Source organism: Streptococcus sp. zg-86 (assembly GCF_017639855.1).
GTDB classification, from domain to species: Bacteria; Bacillota; Bacilli; order Lactobacillales; family Streptococcaceae; genus Streptococcus; species Streptococcus zhangguiae.
Genome location: NZ_CP072115.1, coordinates 1,463,289 through 1,486,939, shown reverse-complemented (window position 1 = coordinate 1,486,939; position 23,651 = coordinate 1,463,289). Strand labels below are relative to the sequence as shown.

Here is a 23,651-nt window from a genome sequence, read left to right as displayed (position 1 = left end):
AGCCTCTTTTTGGTTGATCTAGGGTATGTAGCCATTCTTGAAAGATTGCCAAAAACAAATAGAGTTCATCACTATCAAATGGTCTATTTTTTGATATAATGGAAAATAGAAGAAGTGAAAGAGGAAACGTATGGCATTTGAAAAACAAGAACGAATGAGTTTAGCAGTCTATCTTTATTACAATCGCGATGCGCGAAAATTGAGTCAATATGGAGATATTATTTATCATTCTAGGCGTTTGCGCTATCTACTGTTATATGTTCCTCAGGAGAGCGTTGAAACTCTGATGGCCACATTAAAAAAAGAACGGTTTGTGAAAAAGGTTGTTCCGTCGCATTTTAAAGAAATGGATAGGGATTTTGTCGGTAGTTTATGGCGCCAAGAAGAAGAGAAAAATAGTTTGTAAAATTATTTTTCTTTTTTTGTTGACAATTTTCAGATAATTCAGTATATTAGATACATCGCAAAAATTAAGAAAGTTTTAAGGAGTTTTTATGAAAACAAGTAAATTCAAATTAGCATTGCTTAGCTTTGCTTCTGCAGCGCTTCTTGCTGCCTGCGGAAATGTATCGAGCACCAACTCATCTGCGACTGGTACTGAATTAAAAGAAGATACATTGAAAATCGGTTATAACTTAGAATTGTCAGGTGCTGTTTCATCTTATGGTCAAACAGAAAAAAATGGTGCGGACCTTGCTGTAAAAGAAATCAATGCAGCAGGTGGTGTTGACGGTAAAAAAATCGAAGTAGTTGCTAAAGACAACAAATCAGAAACTGCTGAAGCAGCGACTGTTGCAACCAGCCTTGCTAGTGAAGGTGTAAACATTATCATCGGCCCTGCAACTTCAGGTGCGTCAGGCGCTTCTATCGCAAACGTAACAGCTGCAGGTGTACCAATGATTACTCCTTCAGGAACGCAAACAGACCTTGTTGTTAACAGCGAAGGAAAAGTACAAGATTTCTTCTTCCGTACAACCTTTACGGATGGATACCAAGGTGAAATTATGGCAGAATATGCAACAAAGAACTTGAACGCTAAGAAAGTTGTTCTTTACTATGACAACTCTTCAGATTATGGTAAAGGTGTTGCAGAATCCTTCCAAAATGCCTACAAGGGTGAGATTGTCTCAACTATTACCTTTGCTTCAGGAGATAAAGATTTCCAAGCAGCCCTTACAAAATTAAAAGGTCTTGACTTTGATGCCATTATCATGCCAGGTTACTACAATGAAACAGGGACAATCGTAAAACAAGCACGTGGTCTTGGTATTGACAAACCAATCCTTGGTTCAGACGGTTTTGACTCACCATTGTTTGCAGAATTGGCAACAGCTTCAGCAGCCAACAAGGTTTACTACCTTTCTGCCTTTGTTCCGTCAGCAAGCGAGCGTGCGAAGGAATTCCACGATGCATACATGAAAGAATACGGTGAAGAACCTTCAATGTTCTCAGCACTTGCTTATGACTCAGTTTATATGGCGGCAGAAGCATCAAAAGGATCTAAAAACTCTGTAGAAGTAAAAGATAAATTGGCTGCTTTGAAAGACTTTGACGGAGTAACTGGTAAAATGTCTATTGACAAAGACCACAACGTTGTAAAATCTGTCTACGTGGTGAGCTTGAAAGATGGTAAAGCAGATACAGTTGATACAGTATCTCTTACAGAAGCAGCTAAATAATCAATAATAGTCATTATTATTTACTGATACAAGCAAGGAGTCTAGGACGATTGTCCCAGACTCCATTGCCATGTATAGACAGTCAAAGAATAGCCTTGCGAATTAGGAAAGCGGCTAGTATGAATCTTTTAGAAAGTTTGGTGAACACATGCTTCAACAGCTGGTCAATGGTTTGATTTTAGGTTCCGTGTACGCCTTGTTGGCCTTGGGGTATACAATGGTATATGGAATTATCAAACTGATTAACTTTGCCCACGGGGATCTCTATATGATGGGAGCCTTTATGGGATATTATTTTTTAAATAAGCTAACCTTTATTTCAAATGGAGGTCTTCGCTTATTCGTTGCCTTGATTGCTACCATGATTGGGACAGCAATTTTAGGCGTTGTCATTGAATTTTTGGCCTATCGACCTTTACGAAATTCAACCCGTATCGCAGCTCTGATTACAGCGATTGGTGTTTCCTTCTTCTTGGAATACATCATGGTTTATTTCTTCACTGCAGATGTTAAACCTTTTCCTCAGGTCTTAGATTCCACCAAATTTAACCTTGGCCCTGTTACCGTAGACAGTATCCAATTGATTATCTTAGGTGTATCTCTCTTCTTGATGGTAGCCTTGCAGTTGATTGTTCAGAAAACAAAGATGGGGAAAGCCATGCGTGCTGTTTCTGTCGATAGCGATGCAGCACAGCTAATGGGAATCAATGTCAATCGTACGATTAGCTTTACTTTTGCTTTAGGATCAGCCTTGGCAGGAGCAGCAGGGGTCTTACTCGGTTTATACTACAACCAGATTGAGCCACTTATGGGGATGACACCTGGCTTGAAAGCCTTCGTTGCTGCGGTTCTAGGTGGAATTGGAATTATTCCTGGTGCTGCGCTAGGTGGCTTTGTTATCGGAGTAATTGAAACCTTTACCTATGTTATTGGCTTAGATACCTTCCGTGATGCGATTGTCTACATTGTCTTGATTATCATTTTATTGGTAAGACCAAGTGGTATTCTTGGCAAAAACGTGAAAGAGAAGGTGTAATCATGGCAAGAAATCTAAAAGTAAATGCAATTTGGCTAGCTGTTTTACTAGCTGGTTTTGGAGTCATTCAAGGACTCGTTGCAACAGGTATCTTGAACTTCTACTATATCCAAGTGGTTCAACAAATTGGGATTAACATCATCATGGCAGTCGGTTTGAACTTGATTGTTGGTTTTTCAGGTCAATTCTCACTCGGGCATGCTGGTTTTATGGCTATTGGTGCTTACTCAGTTGGTGTTCTAGGGAAAATGATGCCTAGCTATGCAGGTTTTGCTATTTCGCTACTTGTTGGAATGATACTTGCAGGTGGAGTAGCCCTCTTGGTTGGTTTGCCAACTCTCCGTTTGAAAGGAGATTATCTGGCAATCGCAACGCTTGGTGTGGCAGAGATTATCCGTATTTTTATTATCAATGGCGGAAAAGTAACGAACGGTGCAGCTGGGATTATGGGAATTCCCCTCTTTACCAACTGGCAATTAGTCTATGCTTTTGTGGTGATTACAACGATTTTCACTGTGAACTTCCTACGTAGTCCTATGGGACGGACAGTCATCTCTGTTCGGGAAGATGAAATTGCGGCAGAATCTGTCGGGGTGAATCCTACTAAAATGAAGGTCATTGCCTTTGTCTTTGGTGCCATGACAGCAGCTATTGCGGGTGGTCTCCATGCAGGCTATGTTGGTACGATTGTACCAAAAGACTTTGCGTTCATGACCTCTGTTAATATTTTGATTATCATCGTATTGGGGGGACTTGGCTCTATTACAGGGACCTTTGTTGCAGCGATTGTACTAGGCGTTTTGAATGTCTATCTCAAGAGTTATGCTAGTGTGAGTATGATTATCTATTCATTTGCCCTCATCTTATTGATGATTTTCCGCCCAGGTGGTCTATTGGGAACGAAGGAATTATCCTTTGCTCGATTCTTCAAGAAAAAGGAGGAAGCGAACTAATGGCACTTCTTGATGTACAAAAATTAACCAAAAATTTCGGCGGTTTAACTGCAGTTGGTGATGTCACAATGGAATTACACGAGGGTGAACTGGTCGGCTTAATTGGTCCAAATGGTGCAGGAAAGACAACCCTCTTTAATCTCTTGACGGGTGTCTATGAGCCAAGTGAAGGAACGATTAGCCTAGCAGGTACTCCTTTAAATGGAAAGGCACCTTCTAAAATTGCTTCTCTAGGATTGGGACGGACCTTCCAAAACATTCGTCTCTTTAAAGATATGACGGTTTTGGAAAATGTCTTAATCGGTTTAAGCAATCATGGGAAAAACCATGTCTTTGCCAGTTTTTTCCGCCTACCAGCCTTTTACAAGAATGAGGTAGCTCTGCGTGAAAAAGCCATTGAACTCTTAAAAATCTTTGATTTGGATAAGGATGCAGATACCTTGGCCAAGAATCTTCCTTACGGACAACAACGCCGTTTGGAAATTGTACGTGCCTTAGCAACTGAGCCTAAAATTCTCTTTCTTGATGAGCCAGCAGCTGGGATGAACCCACAGGAAACAGCTGAATTGACCCAATTGATTCGTAAAATCAAAAATGAGTTCAACATTACAATCATGCTGATTGAGCATGATATGAGCTTGGTCATGGAAGTTACAGAACGAATCTATGTCTTGGAATATGGTCGCCTGATTGCACATGGCACACCAGAGGAAATCAAGACCAATAAACGTGTTATCGAAGCTTATCTTGGAGGTGAGGCCTAATGTCAATGTTAACAGTGGAAAATTTATCCGTCCATTACGGTGTCATCGAAGCAGTAAAAAATGTATCCTTTGAAGTCAATGAAGGAGAAGTGGTTACACTAATTGGTGCAAATGGTGCAGGCAAGACCTCTATCTTACGAACCATTTCAGGCTTGGTACGTCCATCTTCTGGTACAATTAGCTTTTTAGGAAATGAAATCCAACGTATTCCGGCTCGTAAAATTGTAGCAGATGGCTTGTCTCAAGTCCCAGAAGGTCGCCATGTTTTTGCTGGTTTGACGGTTATGGAAAATTTGGAAATGGGTGCTTTCTTGCGCAACAATCGTGAAGAAAATCAAGCCAATTTGAAAAAGATTTTTGCTCGTTTCCCGCGTTTGGAAGAAAGGAAAAACCAAGATGCCGCAACCCTTTCAGGAGGGGAGCAGCAAATGCTTGCGATGGGGCGTGCTCTCATGAGCCAGCCAAAATTATTGCTCCTTGATGAGCCTTCTATGGGACTTGCACCTATTTTCATTCAAGAAATTTTTGATATTATTCAAGATATTCAAAAACAAGGGACAACCGTCCTCTTGATTGAACAAAATGCCAATAAGGCACTTTCAATCGCAGACCGAGGCTACGTACTTGAAACAGGGAAAATTGTCCTATCAGGAACAGGACACGAACTCCTCGCCTCAGAAGAAGTCAAAAAAGCATATCTAGGTGGTTAAAAAGGTCCGGTGGACCTTTTTAAGTTGGAAATAGGAACACTGCGAAGCAGTGTGTCCCGTCCAGTTTTCTAAGTCCGGCTTGTTTTAGGTTGGAAATGGGAACTAGCGCAAGCTAGTTTTCTTTACTTAGTCCAGTGGACCTTGAAAGTTGAAAATAAGGATTTGTGGATGCAAATCCTCTTTTTGATAACGTGCAAGGATATTTTTAAGCTGCTGACGGGTTGTTTTAGGATGGAAGTAGGACCTAGCGTAAACTGCTTTTCTTCATTAGTCCAGTAGGCGGAGATAAGTCTGGGCAAATAAATCCAGATTTTCTGTTCAATCTTAGTAAAATAGTTTGTTATCAAGGTTGATTACGCACTTGTTCGTTTTTAATTCCCAAGATTGTCTCATATTCAATTCTAGAAAGTGATGGGGAGCGAAGTTTCTTCTTTCATCATTCGAGTGCTCATACAGAAATTCAAAAGAATACAAAAAATTTCTTCCTACCTCCCTCAAAGCGAAAAATTTGTATGTCAGGCTACTAGTCCGTTTCTAGTAGGTTTTTTACGCGTTTGCCTACCTCCCTCACTTTTTTGTTTAAAAAAAACAAAGAATTTTTTAAGAAAGCGCTTGCAAAAAATAGAAATAGTATGTTATACTAACATGGTAAAAATATTCACAAATGGAGAAAGTTATGAAAGCTTATACATATGTTAAACCAGGCGAAGCAGCCTTTGTTGATGTCGAAAAACCAGTTGTTCGCAAACCGACTGACGCTGTTGTTCGTATGTTGAAAACAACTATCTGTGGAACAGACCTTCACATCATCAAAGGAGATGTTCCTGTCGTTGAAAGTGGTCGTATTTTAGGACACGAAGGTATTGCGGTTGTTGAAGAAGTTGGTGAAGGCGTTACAAACTTCAAAAAAGGTGATAAGGTTTTAGTTTCTTGTGTCTGTGCATGTGGAAAATGTTACTATTGTCGAAAAGGAATCTATGCTCACTGTGAAGACGAAGGTGGATGGATTTTTGGTCACTTGATTGATGGTACGCAAGCTGAATACCTACGTGTACCGCATGCAGACAATACGCTTTACCACACACCAAAAGGTTTGTCAGATGAAGCCTTGGTAATGTTGTCAGACATTCTTCCAACAGGTTATGAAATTGGTGTTTTAAAAGGTAAAGTAGAGCCAGGTTGTACCGTCGCGATTATCGGTTCAGGACCGGTTGGTTTGGCAGCTTTGCTGACTGCCCAATTCTACTCACCAGCAAAGATTATCATGGTTGATTTGGATGATAACCGTTTGGATACTGCCCTTTCATTTGGTGCGACACATAAGGTCAATTCAGCTGATACAGAAAAAGCGATTCAAGAAATCTTTGACTTAACCGATGGACGTGGTGTGGATGTAGCGATTGAAGCAGTTGGTATTCCAGCGACATTTGACTTCTGTCAAAATATTATTGCTATTGATGGTACGATTGCCAATGCAGGAGTGCACGGTGTGCCAGTTCAATTTGACTTGGATCGTCTATGGATTCGCAACATCAATGTAACAACAGGTCTTGTATCTACCAATACAACACCACAATTGTTGAAAGCGATGGAATCGCATAAGATTGCTCCTGAAAAATTAGTCACTCACTACTTCAAGTTAAGTGAAATTGAAGAAGCCTACAAGGTCTTCTCAAAAGCAGCAGATCACCATGCGATTAAAGTTATTATTGAAAATGACATATCTCCAGAAGCATAGTTAAAAGTCGGAAATAAGGGAGTGGGACTCCATCGTGATTTCGTAGAAATCGATTTTGTCGTCCCACCCTCTTTTTAATCGAAAGTTGACTTATCAGCGTTTTACAAACCAGATAATCCTCGCTTTTTGATTTCCAAGTTTAGGTATCAATGGTCATTCCCTGATTATTGATATGTGCTAAACTGTTACATCTACAAAAATAATGTGGTCAGGAACTTTTGTCCCATGTCATTAAATTAAGAGAGTTTATTTCCATTATGTGGAATAAACTCTCTTTTTCTCTGCTCGCTTTCTTCGATGAAAAACTCCTTCCTTATTCTTTAAGTCTTGCATTTCTTGATGAGAAATTGTTTCCCTAGATTTCAAGCCTTGCATTCTTTCACAAAAAATTGTTTCCCTAGACTTCAAGTTTGACTTGCTTTGATGAAAAACAGTTCTCTAAGCTTCGAGTTTTGCTTTCTCATCGGTATGCTCTTTATGGGAGAAGGGGAAAGTAGGGAACAGACTGGCCTTTGTTTTACTGACAAGGGCTTGGAATGTGGTATAATAAGAGGGATAGACAAAAAGGAGTCACTATGCAACAATTACAGAAAAAATTAGCTGTGGACTTTGGAATTGATTTTTCCGATGTAAGCTTGCTGGAAACAGCTTTTACCCACACATCCTATGCCAATGAACACCGCCTTCTAAAAATTTCACATAACGAGCGTTTGGAATTTTTAGGAGACGCTGTTCTGCAATTGATTATTTCCCGTTATTTGTATCAGACCTATCCTCAATTTCCAGAAGGTGAGATGTCAAAAATGCGCTCAACCTTCGTTCGAGAGGAGAGTTTGGCAGGTTTTGCACGTGCTTGTGGATTTGATCGTTTCCTTCGTTTGGGAAAAGGGGAAGAAAAATCAGGTGGGCGCAATCGAGATACCATTTTAGGCGATTTATTTGAGGCCTTTTTAGGAGCCCTTTTGCTAGATAAGGGAATTGAAACCGTGGAGGACTTTCTCTATCAGGTGATGATTCCTCAGTTAGAAGTTGGAAATTTTGAACGGGTAACTGATTATAAAACAGCCTTACAAGAAATGCTGCAGGTGAATGGAGAGATTGCTATTCGCTATCAGGTCATTTCTGAATCAGGGCCGGCACATGATAAAACCTTTGAAGTAGAAGTGTTGGTGAATGATCAAGCCTTGGGCAGAGGTCGGGGACGCTCTAAAAAGCAAGCAGAACAAGCTGCAGCGAAAAATGCAGTAGAGGCAGGGAACTAAGAATGTATCTTAAGTCGATTGAAATGCAAGGATTCAAGTCCTTTGCAGATAAAACAAAGGTTGTCTTTGACCGAGGAGTAACAGCAGTCGTTGGTCCAAATGGGTCAGGTAAATCCAATATTACAGAAAGTCTTCGTTGGGCCTTGGGTGAATCATCAGCCAAAAGTCTCCGTGGAGGCAAAATGCCAGATGTGATTTTTGCTGGAACAGAAAGCCGCAAAGCTCTCAATTATGCTTCTGTCATTGTCACCTTGGATAATAGTAGTGGCTTTATCGCAGGTCGGGAAAAAGAAATTAAGGTAGAGCGCCATATTTACCGTTCAGGCGATAGTGAGTATCTGATTGACGGGCAAAAGGTTCGTTTGCGGGATATCCATGATTTGTTTATGGATACGGGCCTTGGACGAGATTCGTTTTCCATTATTTCTCAAGGTCGTGTAGAGGCTATTTTCAATTCCAAACCGGAAGAGCGTAGAGCTATCTTTGAGGAAGCGGCCGGTGTTCTCAAATACAAGACACGCAAAAAAGAAACAGAGACCAAACTGTCACAGGCTCAGGATAATTTAGACCGTTTGGAAGATATTATCTATGAATTAGACACACAAGTGAAGCCCTTAGAGAAACAGGCTCAGGTTGCAAAGAAATTCTTGGAGTTGGATGAAGAGCGTAAGAAGCTGTACTTGAATGTTTTGGTGGCTCAAATTGCAAAAGGTCGGTCTTTACTTAATCAAAAAGAGGCTGATTTGACTCAAGTCAAGGCTGATTTGACCCATTATTATGCACAAAGAGATAGCCTTGAGACAGAAAATCAGGGCTTGAAGCAGCAAAGACAGCAGTTAACTGCGCAGCTAGAACGTGAACAAGCCGTATTGCTTGATGTTACCAAGTTAATCAGCGATTTAGAGCGAAAGATTACGGTTCACCAACTGGAGTCGAGCCAGAATGAAACCAGTCGCCAAGAAGCACAAGCTAGATTACAGGATGTAGAAGAAAAAGCTATTAAAACAAACGAAGAACTGGCGGAAAAGGCAAGTCGTTTAGTGCAATTGAAGGAAGAATTGACCCAGATTAAACAGATAATTGCCGAAAAAGAGCAGGACTTATCCAACTTTTCTGAAGATCCAGACCAAGTATTGGATCGTCTTAGAGAGCGCTATGTTGGCTTGCTACAAGATGAAGCAGAATTATCGAATGCACTAGCGAAAGTAGAGCAAGACCTTGCCAACCAACAACGCCTTTCTAAAAGTCAATCGGAAGAAATGACTCGCCTGTTGACGGAAAAGGAAACACACCAGTCTGACTTATCCCAATTGGAGATTCAGCTACGAGAAGCTGAGATACGGTTGCAAGAACTATTAGCAGATTATCAGCAGAAACAAACAGAATTAGTTGCCTTAGATCAGGAGTATCAAGCAAGTCAATCGCAGTTGTTTGATGTGTTAGATCAAGTAAAAATAAAGAAGGCACGACAAGCTAGTTTAGAAGCGATTTTGCAAAATCACTCGAATTTCTATGCGGGTGTCAAAGCTGTTTTGCAACAAGCCGATAGAATCGGTGGCATTATTGGAGCAGTTAGTGCCAATGTCACCTTTGAGATGCAGTATCAGACAGCCCTTGACATTGCTCTGGGTGGTGCTAGCCAGCATATTATTGTCGAAGACGAAGCAACTGCCAAAGCAGCAATTACCTTCTTAAAACAAGGTCGCCAAGGACGGGCAACCTTTTTACCACTAACGACCATTAAACCACGTCAGTTAGCAAGTCATCTCGTCAGTCAATTACAATCTTCTAAAGGATTTTTAGGTTTAGCTAGTGATTTAGTATCCTATGATGAAGGCTTAAAGGCTATTTTTCAAAATTTATTAGGGACGATTGCGATTTTTGATACAGTCGAGCATGCCAATCAGGCTGCGAGGGCAACCAAATTCCAAGTGCGTCTGGTAACCTTAGACGGCACCGAAATTCGCCCTGGTGGAGCTTTTGCAGGGGGAAGTAACCGTACCAATAATACAACTTTTGTCAAACCAGAGTTGGATGCCTTGGCAGAAGAAATCAGACTCTTACATCAAACCCTAGTAGAGCAAGAAAAGCAAGTTGCGGCTAAAAAAGAAGCAGCGGAAGCGATTCGCCTTTCCTTGGAAAAAATCAAGGAGGCTGGTGAGGAAGCACGATTGGTGGAACAGCGAATTCGCCTTTCCTATGAACAGCTAGCAGAGAAGGTAGCGGAATTGGATGCCCTCTATGAGCTCCAATCAGGGCAGGCTAGTCAGACTGTATTGTCTGATTTAGAGGACTTGTTGGCCCAGTACCAAGCACAATTGTCCGAGTTTGCCGAAAAGAAAACGACATTGTCAGGGCAGATTGAGGAGATGAAGACCAATCGCTATGCTATCCAAGAGCAAATACAGACTTTACAGGATAGCCTGTCTAGCCTCAAAGTCACTCAAAGTCAGTTGGCTAGTGAGGTAGGCTTTGTTCAGTCAGATCAAACTCGCTTGCAGGAAGAACAGGCTAATTTTACGCATGAAATAGAGATATTACAGGCAGTTATTGACCAAAAAATTGAGGCACAGGACGATACCAGCTTAGAGGTATTAACAGAGCAATTATCTGCTGCAAAAGCAAAACAAGATGAGACCAATCAGCTGCTTGTTCGGATGAAGCTCGAACTAGAGGATATCGAAGGTCAGTTTGACGACATCGCTACACGTTTGGAGCAGATGCGTTTGAAAAATGACGAATTTATTCGCAAGCAAGCTAAATTGGAGGCAGACCATGAGCAAGAAGCTAGCCGCTTAAAACTCTTGTTGGTCAATCTGACAGAGCATTATAAAATGAGTTTTGATGAAGCGAGCCAAAAAGCAGATTCAGTGGAAAACTTGACTCAGGCTGAGCAGACCTTAAAAGAATTGGAGCGAGCGATTCGTAGCCTAGGGCCTGTGAATATCGAAGCTATTGAACAGTACGAAGAAGTGGGGCAACGCTTGCATTTCTTAAAAGAACAGCGAGAGGACATTCTTTCAGCTCGTGATCTCTTATTGGACACCATTCATGAAATGGATACAGAGGTGACAGCACGCTTTAAGCAGACCTTTGAAGCCATTCGTGATAGTTTCAAGCGAACCTTTCAGCAAATGTTTGGTGGTGGATCAGCAGACCTCATTCTGACCAGTTCTGATATTCTAACAGCAGGTGTGGAGATTTCTGTTCAACCGCCAGGAAAGAAAATTCAATCCCTGAACTTGATGTCTGGTGGGGAAAAAGCCTTGTCAGCCCTAGCCTTGTTGTTTTCGATTATTCGTGTCAAAACCATTCCATTTGTCATTTTGGATGAAGTGGAAGCAGCGCTTGATGAAGCCAATGTGAAACGTTTTGGTGATTACCTCAACCGCTTTGATCAATCGAGTCAGTTTATCGTGGTGACACACCGGAAAGGGACAATGGCAGCAGCAGATGCCATGTATGGAGTGACCATGCAAGAATCTGGGGTATCAAAAATTGTCTCTGTCAAATTAAAAGATTTAGAAAGTATGTAGTATGACTATAAAATTAGTCGTAACAGAAGTCAGAATAAGGAACTTGATACAATAGAATGGTTTATAACCCTTGAAATCGCTTGGTTTCAAGGGTTTTTTATGAATTTTAAACTTTTTTTATCTATTTTGCTTAGTAATTAATAATGAGCAATGTAGACCTAATGTAACGTAATAGGTAATCGTTTAGATAGTTTCAAATCGTTAAATTTTATTTTTGCAAGATAACTTGCAAAATGTTAGTTAAATAGAAATAATATTTGATAAAAAATTTCTAAGTGAACGTAAAGCATTGAGTAATCGTTTTCAAAAATATATACTAGGGCTATCAAATGAATGGAGTAACAATTATGAGACAAAACCACCATGAATTCCCAGAAGGTTTCTTGTGGGGAGGAGCGATTGCCGCTAATCAAGCCGAAGGTGCTTATTTAGCTGACGGAAAGGGATTAGATATCTCAAATGGTTTTCCACATGGTATCAAGCACGACTATGACCGTGAACTAAGTCCAGAAAAATTTTATCCAACTCATGAAGCGATAGATTTCTATCATCGATATAAAGAAGATTTAGCTATGATGGCAGAAATGAATTTCAACGTATTTAGAACTTCAATCAATTGGTCACGTATTTTTCCAAATGGTGATGATGCAGAACCTAATGAAGCTGGTCTACGATATTACGATGATCTGTTTGATGAGATGCTTAAACTGGGGATGCAGCCTCTAGTGACCCTAAGTCACTATGAAACACCGGTACACTTGGTTAAAGAGTACGGTAGCTGGCGCAATCGTAAGCTGATTGATTTCTTTGTCAACTATGCAATAACGGTTTTCGAACGTTATAAAAATAAAGTCAAATATTGGCTCACCTTCAATGAAATCAATAATATGCGCCGTATGCCAGGCGGAGCTGGAGGAATTTTCATAGAAGAAGGTGAAGATTTGCAACAGCTAATTTACCAGACAAGTCATCATATGTTTGTCGCAAATGCTTTAACAGTAAAAGCTTTCCATGAAATTATTCCTGATGGTCAAATTGGAGCAATGCTATCACTTTCAAATGTCTATCCGCATACGTGCCGGCCAGAAGATGTCTTTGAAACCATGGAATTGCGTCGTCGCTCACTCATGTTTGGGGACGTGATGATTAGAGGAGCATATCCAAGTTATGCCAACCGAATTTGGGAAGAAGAAGGTGCTGCAGTCATATTTGAAGAAGGTGACGAAGCATTAATCGCTGCACATACGGTAGATTTTCTAGCATTTAGCTACTATCGGACGTCAACACATGAGTACGGTCAACCTTTCTACGGTGATACTGGTGGAGACCAAGGAACACCAAACCCTTATCTTGAAACGACACCTTGGGGCTGGCAGATTGACCCTATAGGTCTTCGCTATACTTTGAACGAGCTTTATGATAGATATCAAATCCCACTCTTTGTCGTGGAAAATGGTTTGGGTCAGATTGATGAGTTGGACGAAAACGGCTTTATAAATGACACTTATCGGATTGATTATGTTCGTGAACACGTTAAATCGATCAAAGAAGCCCTTCGTGACGGTGTAGAGGTCATGGGGTATACTTACTGGGGACCAATTGACATTATTAGTGCTGGCACAGGTGAAATGAAAAAACGGTATGGATTTATCTATGTTGATCGTGACAATGATGGTAATGGGACAATGGAACGCAGAAAAAAAGCGTCCTTTGACTGGTACGCTAATTTGATTAAACATAATGGAAATAATATTTAGTTATCAATATTTGACCTATAATAATAATTACGTTGCTCTTTCCGTTTAGTAAATTCTTTTAAATTTTTGACATTTTGTTCATAGTTAAGTGAAAATATTTCTGCGAAGAGGCAGTCTAATACGAAAAGCATTGCATTTCGTGAGACAAATGATCCCATCTTATGACGGCTTTCAGGAGAATTGATTTTTAGTGTCACTTCAGCAAGCATATCATAAGGCCAGGGATTTTGGGTAGCAGTCAACAAAATAAATGGAATTTGATTTGCGTTTAACTCGTCTACAATATATTGTACTTGAAGACTGTTGACATATTGTGAAATGACAATAGCAACTTGTTTTAATTGAGTATCTGATACTGAAAAACTGTGAGCTTCTTGGAAACCATTTAGGGTCTCTAGAGAAGTATGAAATCCAATCCGCATCATTTTGTAATGAAAATCTTCTGCTATAATCAGTGACTCACCACGGCCATAAATGTGAATAAGATCTGCATTTTGCAGAAGTTTAGCTGCTCTTCTGAGTTGAAGAATATCTAAATTTTTGAACTCATAGTCCAACGTTTTACTATACATGTTATAGAAGGTATTTGTAATCTCGTGTGTGGTTGCTGGTTTATCAAATGGTAAATCTATGGAAATTTCTTCACTTGTTTCACTAATAGTTGTCATTTCCAAAGCTAGTTTAGTTTTAAAATCAGAAAAACCTTTGCATCCCATTTTCTTGCAAAGTCGAATAATCGATGCTTGAGAAACATGGCATTGATCTGCCAAATCTTCCAAAGAAGTTTCAATAATAATACGAGGGAATTCCAAAATATATTTGGCAATATCTCGTTCAGTATGTGTTAATTGTTTACTATTTTTTAGTTGTTCGATCATATTTTTATCAATTTTATATATAAGGAGACTGAGAACATGGCCTATGATTATAAAGAAATCGCCAATATTATCATTGAGAACGCAGGAGGCTTGGAAAATATTTCTAGCGTTACTCGCTGCTCGACAAGACTAAGATTATTTATTAAAGATAAGTATAAAGTAAATATCAATAAAATTCAAGATACCAAGCCAGTGATGGGTGTAGTTTTTCCTAAAGATGAGTTGCAAATTGTTTTAGCTCAAAACTTAATCCCGATTTATGATATTGTATCAAAAGAATTTGATGCTCGTGACAAATCAAAAGATACTCTCAAAACTAGTGAGACGGAGGAAGTACGAGGTTTTAAAGCAAAAGTATCAAAAATTGGTGGAGATTTACTTGCATTTGTTTCTGCTGCAGTAACGCCAATGATTCCAGCTCTAGTAGCGGGTGGGATGTTGAAAGTATTTTTGCTTCTTATCACACTTGCTCTACCAAGTTTTGCTGAATCATCTACCTATAATCTTCTTAGTATGTTAGCTGATGCACCTTTCTATTTCATGCCAATCTTCGTAGCTTATGGTGCGAGTACTAAGTTAGGTGGTACAGCTTTGTATAGTATGGCAGTCATGGGAAGTCTTATTTATCCAACTTTTGTCCAAGCAGTGACGGATAAAACACCTTTAAGTATTTTAGGGCTTCCAATCTTACTGGTTTCTTACAAAGGTACATTGCTTCCGGCACTTTTAATTAGTTATTTTGCCTATCGCTGTGAAAAATTATTTACAAAAATTATTCCAAGTCTGTTACGTTCAATCTTTGTTGGTGTATTCACTATTGCCGTAACCTATGTAGTAGGTGTAACAGTTTTGGCTCCTCTTGGCTATTTTGTAGGTGGTTATGTTGCAGAATTCTTTTTGTGGACATCAACTAATTTTGGTCCTGTAGCAGTTGGATTATTAGCAGCATCTATGCCGTTCCTTGTTTTAACAGGTATGCACCATGCCGTAACACCATTTATGGCACAAGCTGTAGTAGATCCAGGTTATGATGCTTTCTTTAGACCAGCCTATCTTCTCCATAATATGGCTGAAGGGGGTGCAGTTTTAGGTGTAGGATTGCGAGCTAAGGACAAAGCTCTCCGTGCAGAATGTTTCAGTTTGGCATTTGGATGTGTCGTTGCAGGTATTACTGAACCAGCTATTTATGGTGTCAATCTTCGCTTAAAACGTCCACTTTATGGCGTTATTGCAGGAGCAGGACTTGGTGGGGTTGTTTCTGGTTTGCTTGGTGCAACGGCTTACCATTACGGCTATTCAAATCTCCTAGCGATTCCAATTTTTGAAAAAACAATTTTGGCGATTATTATTGCAATAGTTGTTGCGATTGTATCATCATGTGTTATCACGATGCTTTTAGGATTTGATGAATCTATTCTCGTTACTGAAACTTCAGCAACTCATTCAGAAGAAGTGGACACTACAGCATCAGTTGTCTTATCTGATACGAATGCTTCTTCAATTGCAGCTCCGGTATCTGGTGCGGTTGTAGCGCTGTCTGATGTAGATGATCAGGTATTTGCTTCAGGAGCGATGGGAAGTGGTGTCGCAATTAAACCCTCTGAAGCTACAACAACGGTATATTCTCCAGTAGATGGTGTGGTTGAAATGGCATTTGAAACTGGTCATGCCTATGGTCTAAAATCTGATAGTGGTGCTGAGGTACTAATTCATGTTGGTATTGATACTGTTTCACTAGGTGGAAATGGTTTTGAACAGAAAGTTATTGCGAAACAAACTGTTAAAAAAGGAGATATCCTTGGAACATTTGATCCATTAGTTATCGCGAATGCAGGTTTAGATAATACCACAATGGTTATAGTGACAAATTCAAGTGTTTTTGAACATATCAATATTGTAGGAACAGAATTCGTTAATGCTGGCCAAGAACTTATTGAATTAGATTAATCATGGATAGAACTGGGAAAAGAACTCAGTTCTATCTAAATATTTTAGAAAAACTGGGGATAGGTATGAACAAACATTTAGTAAATCCATTTTTGAATAAAGGCTTGAGTTTTTCAGAGACTGAAAGAGAGGAATTCGGACTTATTGGACTGTTACCTCATAAAGTTGTATCGATTGAAAGTGAAATAAAGCGGCTTTATGAGAGACTAGAGATACTTGAAACAGACTACCAAAAGTGCTTATTCTTGAATGATATTTATAATACTAATCGTCAACTTTTCTTTAAATTAGTAGAAGCTTATGTTGTTGAATTGATGCCTATCATTTATACTCCCACGATTGCGGAAAGTGTAACACAATTTTCTAGTGATTTTAAATGGCCACAAGGTGCTCTATACCTTGATACTGACCACCCTGAAGAAATAGGGATTGCACTTGAAAATGCTACACGGGACATGGATGTCTTAGATTGCATGGTAATCACGGATGGGGAAGGTGTACTTGGGATTGGAGACTGGGGCATTAATGGTGTCATGATTTCAGTTGGCAAATTAGGAGTTTATACTGTCGCTTCAGGCCTGAATCCGAGTCGTGTATTACCTGTCGTGATTGATAATGGCACAAACCGCAGTGAATTACTCAATAATCCTTATTATTTGGGAAAGAAAACTAGTCGCAAACAAGGTGAGGACTATCTTAACTTTATTGATCAATTTGTCACTATCGCAGAAGAAAAATTCCCTGGGGTACTTTTACATTGGGAAGACTTTGGGCGAGATAATGCACAGGTTATTTTAGACCGTTACCGTCATCAAGTGACGACTTTCAATGACGACATACAAGGGACTGGTATCATGATGATTGCTGCTTTTGATAAAGCTGTACAAGTTATGGAAAAACCATTCTCTGAACAGCGTATCTGTATTTTCGGTGCAGGAACTGCTGGGGTTGGTATTGCTGAACAGCTTAAAAATGAATTGATTTTCCGTGGACAGACAGAGGAAGAAGCACGAGAACAGATTTTCTTAGTGGATCGAAATGGTTTGGTTGTGACATCAGATACGGCTGTGACACTAGGTCAGAAAGAATTTGCGAAAGATAGTGAAGCGATATTGGATTTGGAATCTATTATAGAGGCTATTCAACCTACAGTTCTAATCGGTTGTAGTGGTCAAGCAGGCAAATTTACTCAAGAGGTGGTTACACGCATGTCACACTATAACGAATTGCCGGCCATTTTCCCTATTTCTAATCCAACACATCTTGCTGAGGCTCAAGCAAAGGATATTATTGAATGGTCCAACGGAAAAGCTCTGGTTGTGACTGGAAGTCCAACTCCCCCTTTTGAATACGGAGAAACAACATTTACTATCGGCCAAGCTAATAATGCCCTACTCTATCCAGGACTTGGTTTGGGAATTATTGCTGCAAAAGCTAAATCAGTAACAAATTCTATGCTACTTGAAGCAGCACATGCTATATCGGATTGGCATATTTATGAAAAAGCAGGTGACGGGTTATTACCACACATAACTCAGTTGAAACAGTGCTCAGATCGTGTTGCTCAAGCTGTTTATATGGATGCTGTGAAAAATAAGCTTTCGTTAAAAACTTTAGAAGAAATGCCAATTGCTATTACTAATATGAAGTGGTAAAAAAGACTCTTTGTCAACTGTAGTGGGTAGATGTCAGCTACCATCTAGGAAGGACCAGCTTGGTCTTCTCTTTTTTGATGTTGATAGTAATCAAACTCTAAAGGAGGTTGTTTACGTTCACATTATCTAGATAACGTATCGAAAAAGGCTACTGTTGATATGAATAGAGTATGAACAGTTGGATTTACAAAAGTTACTTGCTACTCATTCATAAAGTGCGTGTCAGAAAAGGCACGCCTTTTTTGTCGATATGTGATATAATGGGAGAAGAAATTTGGGAATTTTTTGCACACTCCTACAAGGATAAAGGTTAAATTGTATGATTAAGTTGATTGCAACAGATATGGATGGAACATTTCTTCGTGAGGATCATCAGTTCAATCGAGATCGTTTTCGTAAGATATTGGATCAGTTTCATCGAAAAGGCTATCTTTTTGCAGCAGCAAGCGGGCGTTCCTTGTTGAGTTTGCAAGCTATTTTCCAAGGTTTTGAAGATGAGATGGCTTTTGTTGCGGAAAATGGTTCAATCGTATCCTACAAAGGAAAGATGATTTTTGAAGATCAGCCTATTGAACCGATAGTCTATCTAGAGCTTGTCCGCCGATTATCAGCCAGTCCATACGGTCAGAACAGTTGTGTCGTTCTATCAGGGAAAAATGGTGCCTATCTTTTAAAGAGTGGAGATAGAGAGTTTATAGAGAGGATTTCCCCCTTTTATGTGAAAACGAGTCTAGTGTCAGATTTTTCGGAAGTGACAGAAGATATTGTCAAAATTGTGGCTACATTTCCAACTGGAGAAGTAGAAGTGGCACAAGAATGGCTGAATCAAGAGTTTGATGGCGTAACAGCTGTTACGACTGGTTTTAATTCAGTTGATATTATTCTATCAGATAGTCATAAGGCGGTTGGATTGTCCAAATTATGTGAGTATTGTGGTCTAGAAGCGACTGATGTGGTAGCCTTTGGGGACAATCAAAATGATTTGGAAATGCTTGAATTTGCAGGGATAGCCCTTGCAACTAGTAATGCGAGGCCAGAAGTAAAACAGATAGTGGATAGGGTCATTGGCCATTGCAATGATGAAGCTGTCTTGGCGTATATAGAGGAGATGTTAGATGAGTATTAAATTGATTGCCTTAGATTTGGACGGAACCTTGTTGACATCTGACAAGCGAATTTCAGACAAGAACAAAAAAGCCTTGCAAGCAGCAAGAGAAAAGGGAGTTTATGTGGTCTTGACAACTGGACGGCCCTTAAAAGCAATTGAACAATTTTTAGCAGAATTGGATTTACTTGGAGAAGGACAGTATTCAATTACGTTTAATGGTGGGTTGGTTCAAGAAAATACAGGTCGTATTTTAGAAGAAACAGGATTTTCTGTTGAAGATGTGCGTGTGATTCGTGAGGTGACCAACCAGCTTGAATTGCCACTTGATGCGATTCACGGTGGAGATGTCTATTCCTTAGATGCGGCGCGTGCCTCACTCTATTCGACTTGCAATCCGCTTTTACAGATTATTCCAACGACAGATGCCACTCTTCCTGAAGACGTAACGTATAATAAAGCCGTAACAGCAGTTGATGCAGTATTTTTAGACCAACAGATTACGAAATTACCAGTATTTTTGTATGAACGCTTTGAAATTTTTAAGTCACGGGATATTCTCTTGGAATGGAGTCCAAAGGGAGTTCACAAGGCAAACGGTCTTGCCAAGTTGATTGAACATTTAGGAATTGATCGATCAGAAGTAATGGCCTGTGGTGATGAAGAAAATGATCTCAGTATGGTCGAATGGGCTGGACTCGGTGTTGCAATGGCAAACGCCAGTTCAAAACTAAAAGAAGTTGCTAAGGTGGTGTTGCCAGTTACCAATGATGAAGACGGCATTGCTTGGGCAATTGAAGAATATGTAGTAAGTGAGGAAGAAAATGGGACTATTTGATCGCTTGTTTGGTCACAAGGAAAAAGAAGAACTCGCCCTGTCAGAAGAAAACCAGATACAAGAGGAGACAGCAGATTGTGGTGATAGAGCAGAGGCGCTAGATGATATAGAGCAAACCCATGAAGTGGCTGAAGGAATTGAGGAGACGGCTGAGACTGCCGAGGAATTGCCCAAGGAAGTGCTGGACGAAATACCTCTCGTAGAATCCGCTGATTCTGAGTCTTCTGGTGAGACCCTAGATGCCCAAAAGCAGCGGACACTGGACTTTATGGCAGAATATTACGCTGCCAAGGAAGCGGCTGCTCTTCGGATTCAGGAAGCACAAGAGCAGGAAGTTAATCATGCTGTTCAAATAAAAAATGAGCCAGCAGTAGAAGAAGGATTAGCGCCTGAGAGTGAAGAGGAGAAATACCAACGGACTCTTAAGAAAACTCGGACAGGTTTTGGAGCCAAGCTCAATCAATTCTTTGCGAATTTCCGTTCAGTAGATGAGGACTTCTTTGAGGAATTAGAGGAATTGCTGATTACAAGTGATGTCGGTGTACAGGTTGCTTCTAACTTGACAGAAGAGCTACGCTACGAAGCTCGCTTGGAAAATGCCAAAAGGCCCGAAGCTTTGCGCCGGTTGATTATCGAAAAATTGGTTGATATTTACGAAAAAGATGGTCAGTTTAGCGAGCAAATTGCTTTTCAAGAGGGTCTGACAGTCATGCTCTTTGTCGGTGTTAATGGGGTTGGAAAAACAACCTCTATCGGGAAATTGGCTTATCGCTACAAGCAGGCTGGCAAGAAGGTCATGTTGGTTGCAGCAGATACCTTCCGTGCTGGTGCAGTAGCGCAATTGGTTGAGTGGGGTCGCCGTGTAGATGTGCCTGTTGTGACAGGACCAGAGAAATCAGATCCAGCTAGTGTGGTTTTTGACGGTATGGAAAAGGCCATGACAGAGCAGGTGGATATTCTCATGATTGACACAGCTGGTCGCCTGCAAAACAAGGAAAATCTCATGGCCGAGTTAGAAAAAATTGGTCGCATTATCAAGCGTAGTTTACCAGATGCTCCTCATGAAACCTTGTTAGCTCTTGATGCCTCTACTGGCCAAAATGCTCTGGTTCAGGCTAAGGAATTTTCAAAAATTACTCCCTTAACTGGCCTTGTTTTGACGAAATTGGATGGTACTGCACGTGGTGGTGTCGTACTAGCTATTCGTCAAGAACTAGATATTCCAGTCAAACTGATTGGATTTGGTGAAAAGATTGATGACATCGGTGAATTTCATTCGGAATCTTTCATGAGAGGTCTGTTAGAGGGTTTAGTATAGTGAATTGACTAAAGGTTAGGACATCGTTATACTCTATAAAAATCAAAATCTGACTAGCTTCCACAATTGAGAATTGTGGAAGGCTGGAAATAAAACGAGCACAGCTCACCCCTTGCAATTGAGAATTGTGGAAGGCTGGAAATAAAACGAGCACAGCTCGCCCCTTACAATTGAGAATTGTGGAAGGCTGAAAATAGAGCGAGCATAGCTCGTCTCCACTGAACCATCGGACTAATGCTAGCTGAGGATTATGACATAATCCTTATTTCCAACCTTCAACAGTCCGCTGGACTAATGTTAGCCGAGGATTATTACATAATCCTTCAGAATGTAGACAAACCTCACAATTCAGAAAAACATTACAACAATATTTAAATTTCTGTAGTTTCAAGGTTAGAAAATTTGCGAGCGTAGCGAGCATAATACCGCCGCCACCGCCGTGCTAAAAGTGGGAGTGAGACAAAAGTCGTGATTTCGTTGAAATCGATTATCCTCGCTCCTTTGTTTCTGGGATCGGGCTAAAATAATCCGCTGGATTATTTTACTCCGAAGGAAGTCGCTGATGTCCGAAAGTACATGAGGATGGTGGCAATAAAAAGACTTTTTCTTTAAGCTGGAGGATTATTACATAATCCTTATTTCCAACCTTCAACAGTCCGCTGGACTGTTGAAGCAAGGTGAGTTAACGACGTCAGACTTTGATTTTTGACGAGTATTAAGCCGCATTGATGAACGCCAGTTCTATCTGCAGCTCCTTGCCTTGTCCTATTCCTTTCTCAATCCACTATATAAGAAAAAATTCCAATCGGGTGATTGGAATTTTTGTATGTCATCTTACAGCAATCCGCGTTCACGATACCAGACATCTGGCGTCCAGACCCATTTGCTACCGTAGCTTTCTAATAAATCAAATGCGGCTTGTGGTCCCATGCTTCCTGCTGGATAGTAGTGGAGAGGGACTTGGTTGTCTTGCCAGATTCGGATGACCTGATCGATAAATTGCCAGCTGGCCTTGACCTCTTCCCAATGACTGAAGTTGGTGGAATCACCATGTAAGACATCAAAGAAGAGCTTTTCGTAGGCTTCTGGTGAATTGCCAAGAGCTGTTGCATTGTGGCGGAAGTCTAATTTTGCAGGTGTAAGGGCAAAGTGAGATCCGACTTCTTTTCCATTGATAGATAGTGAGAAACCTTCCGTTGGCTGAATGTAAATGGTTAAGATATTTTTTTCTGCTTGCTGTCCAAAAATATCATGTGCCTGTTTGAAGACGATCGTAATCCGTGTTCCTTTTTCCGTCAAGCGTTTACCAGTACGGAAGAAGAATGGGACATCTCGAAATGTATCTGTATCAACAAAGAAAACACCACTTGCAAAGGTTTCTGTCTGAGAATTTGCTACGATATTTGGTTCTTCCAAATAGGCAACATAGTCTTTGCCGTCAATATGCCCAGCCGTGTATTGCCCCCTGATGAAATTGCGTTTGATTTCCTCATCTGTCTGTTGTTTCAGATGTTGGAAAACCTTGATTTTCTCAGCTCGTACATCGGCTTCCTTAAAGCTAGTTGGCTTATCCATAGCAAGTAGCGAGAGAACTTGTAGAGCATGGTTTTGAATCATGTCTTTCAAGGCGCCAGAATGATCATAGTACCCTCCACGGTCTTCAACGCCAATTGATTCTGCGAAGTTGATTTGTACGGATTCGATATAATCACGATTCCAAATGTGTTCAAAAATGATATTAGCAAAGCGAACAGCAAAGATATTTTGGACCATTTCCTTGCCAAGGTAGTGGTCAATGCGGTAGATTTGTTCTTCCTCAAAGGTTTCTGACAATTCCTGATTGAGTTTTTCTGCCGTCTCTAGGCTTGTCCCGAATGGTTTTTCAATGATTAAGCGCTCAAAGCCTTTTCCGTCAACAATTTGTTCGGATTTCAAATGTTTGGCAATGGTTCCGAAAAATTCAGGAGCCATAGAGAGGAAGAAAACCTTGTTGTGTTCGGTTTGGTATTTTGCGCCTAATTCTTCCTGTAATTGTTTCAGGGCAATGTAGTGTTCAGTATCATTGACATCGTGGCTCTGGTAGTAGAAATGACTGGCGAATTCATGTGCTTGACGCGTATTGTCTGGTAAATCTCCGAGCGATTCAATGACAATTTGTTCAAAATAATCCTTGGTCCAAGGACGGCGTGCTGTACCGATGACTGCAAAATGCTGTCCAATATGCCCAGCCTTATATAATCGAAACAGTGAGGGATAGAGTTTGCGTTTAGCAAGATCTCCACTCGCTCCAAAAATAGTAAATAATACGTGTGATGACATAGATAGGTTCCAATCTGTAGAATTTATTAATTAGTATATCATAAATTGTCTGAAAATTCACCTAATACTCGTCAAAAATCAAAGTCTGACGTCGTTAACTCACCTTGCTTCAACAGTCCGGTGGACTGTTGAAGGTTGGAAATAAGGATTATGACA

Annotated in this window: 17 protein-coding genes; 15 read left to right on the top strand and 2 right to left on the bottom strand. The window is 40.3% G+C overall.

Going from position 1 to position 23,651, the window contains the following annotated elements:
* Window positions 1–130: 130 nt before the first annotated feature.
* The 10 genes from J5M87_RS07060 to J5M87_RS07015 all read left to right on the top strand — a co-directional run bounded on the left by J5M87_RS07060 (window position 131) and on the right by J5M87_RS07015 (window position 13,435).
* Entirely contained in the window at window positions 131–406 is a 276-nt protein-coding gene (locus tag J5M87_RS07060; RefSeq protein WP_154608478.1) for a YlbG family protein, read from the top strand.
* An 88-nt stretch (window positions 407–494) separates the two neighbouring features.
* Window positions 495–1,679: an ABC transporter substrate-binding protein gene (locus tag J5M87_RS07055; RefSeq protein WP_154608477.1), complete on the top strand. Its 1,185-nt coding sequence runs from the start codon at window positions 495–497 to the stop codon at window positions 1,677–1,679.
* Window positions 1,680–1,827: 148 nt separating this feature from the next.
* A complete protein-coding gene (locus J5M87_RS07050; protein ID WP_154608476.1) occupies window positions 1,828–2,715 on the top strand; it encodes a branched-chain amino acid ABC transporter permease in 888 nt (295 codons plus the stop codon).
* Between the two features lie 2 nt (window positions 2,716–2,717).
* Window positions 2,718–3,668 (top strand): branched-chain amino acid ABC transporter permease, encoded by a 951-nt coding sequence (locus J5M87_RS07045; protein ID WP_154608475.1) that lies wholly within the window; start codon window positions 2,718–2,720, stop codon window positions 3,666–3,668.
* The gene (locus tag J5M87_RS07040) at window positions 3,668–4,432 is read left to right on the top strand and encodes an ABC transporter ATP-binding protein (RefSeq protein WP_154608474.1); all 765 of its coding nucleotides are present in this window, start codon (window positions 3,668–3,670) and stop codon (window positions 4,430–4,432) included. The genes J5M87_RS07045 and J5M87_RS07040 overlap by 1 nt, the downstream gene beginning before the upstream one ends.
* A complete protein-coding gene (locus J5M87_RS07035; protein ID WP_154608473.1) occupies window positions 4,432–5,142 on the top strand; it encodes an ABC transporter ATP-binding protein in 711 nt (236 codons plus the stop codon). Before J5M87_RS07040 ends, J5M87_RS07035 begins: the two co-directional genes overlap by 1 nt.
* A 676-nt stretch (window positions 5,143–5,818) precedes the next feature.
* On the top strand, window positions 5,819–6,880 hold the full coding sequence (locus J5M87_RS07030; RefSeq protein WP_154608472.1) for a zinc-dependent alcohol dehydrogenase family protein: 1,062 nt from the start codon (window positions 5,819–5,821) through the stop codon (window positions 6,878–6,880).
* A 575-nt stretch (window positions 6,881–7,455) separates the two neighbouring features.
* Window positions 7,456–8,142, top strand: coding sequence for a ribonuclease III (rnc, locus tag J5M87_RS07025; protein WP_154608471.1), 687 nt, complete (start codon window positions 7,456–7,458; stop codon window positions 8,140–8,142).
* 2 nt (window positions 8,143–8,144) lie between these two features.
* On the top strand, window positions 8,145–11,678 hold the full coding sequence (gene smc, locus J5M87_RS07020) for a chromosome segregation protein SMC (RefSeq protein WP_154608470.1): 3,534 nt from the start codon (window positions 8,145–8,147) through the stop codon (window positions 11,676–11,678).
* Window positions 11,679–12,025: 347 nt separating this feature from the next.
* On the top strand, window positions 12,026–13,435 hold the full coding sequence (locus tag J5M87_RS07015; protein ID WP_154608469.1) for a family 1 glycosylhydrolase: 1,410 nt from the start codon (window positions 12,026–12,028) through the stop codon (window positions 13,433–13,435).
* On the opposite strand, the gene J5M87_RS07010 is transcribed toward J5M87_RS07015, so the two are convergent.
* The gene (locus J5M87_RS07010; RefSeq protein ID WP_154608468.1) at window positions 13,432–14,313 is read right to left on the bottom strand and encodes a MurR/RpiR family transcriptional regulator; all 882 of its coding nucleotides are present in this window, start codon (window positions 14,311–14,313) and stop codon (window positions 13,432–13,434) included. The genes J5M87_RS07015 and J5M87_RS07010 overlap by 4 nt on opposite strands.
* 36 nt (window positions 14,314–14,349) lie before the next feature.
* On the opposite strand from J5M87_RS07010, the gene J5M87_RS07005 reads away from it, so the two are divergent.
* The 5 genes from J5M87_RS07005 to ftsY all read left to right on the top strand — a co-directional run bounded on the left by J5M87_RS07005 (window position 14,350) and on the right by ftsY (window position 21,176).
* Window positions 14,350–16,260, top strand: coding sequence for a glucose PTS transporter subunit IIA (locus J5M87_RS07005; RefSeq protein ID WP_154608467.1), 1,911 nt, complete (start codon window positions 14,350–14,352; stop codon window positions 16,258–16,260).
* 65 nt (window positions 16,261–16,325) lie between these two features.
* Complete coding sequence (locus tag J5M87_RS07000) at window positions 16,326–17,915, top strand: NAD-dependent malic enzyme (RefSeq protein ID WP_154608466.1); 1,590 nt, start codon at window positions 16,326–16,328, stop codon at window positions 17,913–17,915.
* Window positions 17,916–18,234: 319 nt separating this feature from the next.
* Window positions 18,235–19,041: a Cof-type HAD-IIB family hydrolase gene (locus J5M87_RS06995; protein ID WP_154608465.1), complete on the top strand. Its 807-nt coding sequence runs from the start codon at window positions 18,235–18,237 to the stop codon at window positions 19,039–19,041.
* Window positions 19,031–19,858, top strand: a complete 828-nt coding sequence (locus J5M87_RS06990; RefSeq protein ID WP_154608464.1) for a Cof-type HAD-IIB family hydrolase — start codon at window positions 19,031–19,033, stop codon at window positions 19,856–19,858. The genes J5M87_RS06995 and J5M87_RS06990 overlap by 11 nt, the downstream gene beginning before the upstream one ends.
* The gene (ftsY, locus tag J5M87_RS06985; protein WP_154608463.1) at window positions 19,845–21,176 is read left to right on the top strand and encodes a signal recognition particle-docking protein FtsY; all 1,332 of its coding nucleotides are present in this window, start codon (window positions 19,845–19,847) and stop codon (window positions 21,174–21,176) included. Before J5M87_RS06990 ends, ftsY begins: the two co-directional genes overlap by 14 nt.
* Window positions 21,177–22,010: 834 nt before the next feature.
* Here the strand turns inward: ftsY and zwf are convergent.
* Window positions 22,011–23,495: a glucose-6-phosphate dehydrogenase gene (zwf, locus tag J5M87_RS06980; protein ID WP_154608462.1), complete on the bottom strand. Its 1,485-nt coding sequence runs from the start codon at window positions 23,493–23,495 to the stop codon at window positions 22,011–22,013.
* Between the last annotated feature and the right edge of the window lie 156 nt (window positions 23,496–23,651).

Coding starts and splice junctions, on each gene's coding strand:
- J5M87_RS07060 (WP_154608478.1), top strand. CDS start 131: ATGGCATTTGAAAAACAAGAACGAATGAGTTTAGCAGTCTATCTTTAT.
- J5M87_RS07055 (WP_154608477.1), top strand. CDS start 495: ATGAAAACAAGTAAATTCAAATTAGCATTGCTTAGCTTTGCTTCTGCA.
- J5M87_RS07050 (WP_154608476.1), top strand. CDS start 1,828: ATGCTTCAACAGCTGGTCAATGGTTTGATTTTAGGTTCCGTGTACGCC.
- J5M87_RS07045 (WP_154608475.1), top strand. CDS start 2,718: ATGGCAAGAAATCTAAAAGTAAATGCAATTTGGCTAGCTGTTTTACTA.
- J5M87_RS07040 (WP_154608474.1), top strand. CDS start 3,668: ATGGCACTTCTTGATGTACAAAAATTAACCAAAAATTTCGGCGGTTTA.
- J5M87_RS07035 (WP_154608473.1), top strand. CDS start 4,432: ATGTCAATGTTAACAGTGGAAAATTTATCCGTCCATTACGGTGTCATC.
- J5M87_RS07030 (WP_154608472.1), top strand. CDS start 5,819: ATGAAAGCTTATACATATGTTAAACCAGGCGAAGCAGCCTTTGTTGAT.
- rnc (WP_154608471.1), top strand. CDS start 7,456: ATGCAACAATTACAGAAAAAATTAGCTGTGGACTTTGGAATTGATTTT.
- smc (WP_154608470.1), top strand. CDS start 8,145: ATGTATCTTAAGTCGATTGAAATGCAAGGATTCAAGTCCTTTGCAGAT.
- J5M87_RS07015 (WP_154608469.1), top strand. CDS start 12,026: ATGAGACAAAACCACCATGAATTCCCAGAAGGTTTCTTGTGGGGAGGA.
- J5M87_RS07010 (WP_154608468.1), bottom strand. CDS start 14,313: ATGATCGAACAACTAAAAAATAGTAAACAATTAACACATACTGAACGA.
- J5M87_RS07005 (WP_154608467.1), top strand. CDS start 14,350: ATGGCCTATGATTATAAAGAAATCGCCAATATTATCATTGAGAACGCA.
- J5M87_RS07000 (WP_154608466.1), top strand. CDS start 16,326: ATGAACAAACATTTAGTAAATCCATTTTTGAATAAAGGCTTGAGTTTT.
- J5M87_RS06995 (WP_154608465.1), top strand. CDS start 18,235: ATGATTAAGTTGATTGCAACAGATATGGATGGAACATTTCTTCGTGAG.
- J5M87_RS06990 (WP_154608464.1), top strand. CDS start 19,031: ATGAGTATTAAATTGATTGCCTTAGATTTGGACGGAACCTTGTTGACA.
- ftsY (WP_154608463.1), top strand. CDS start 19,845: ATGGGACTATTTGATCGCTTGTTTGGTCACAAGGAAAAAGAAGAACTC.
- zwf (WP_154608462.1), bottom strand. CDS start 23,495: ATGTCATCACACGTATTATTTACTATTTTTGGAGCGAGTGGAGATCTT.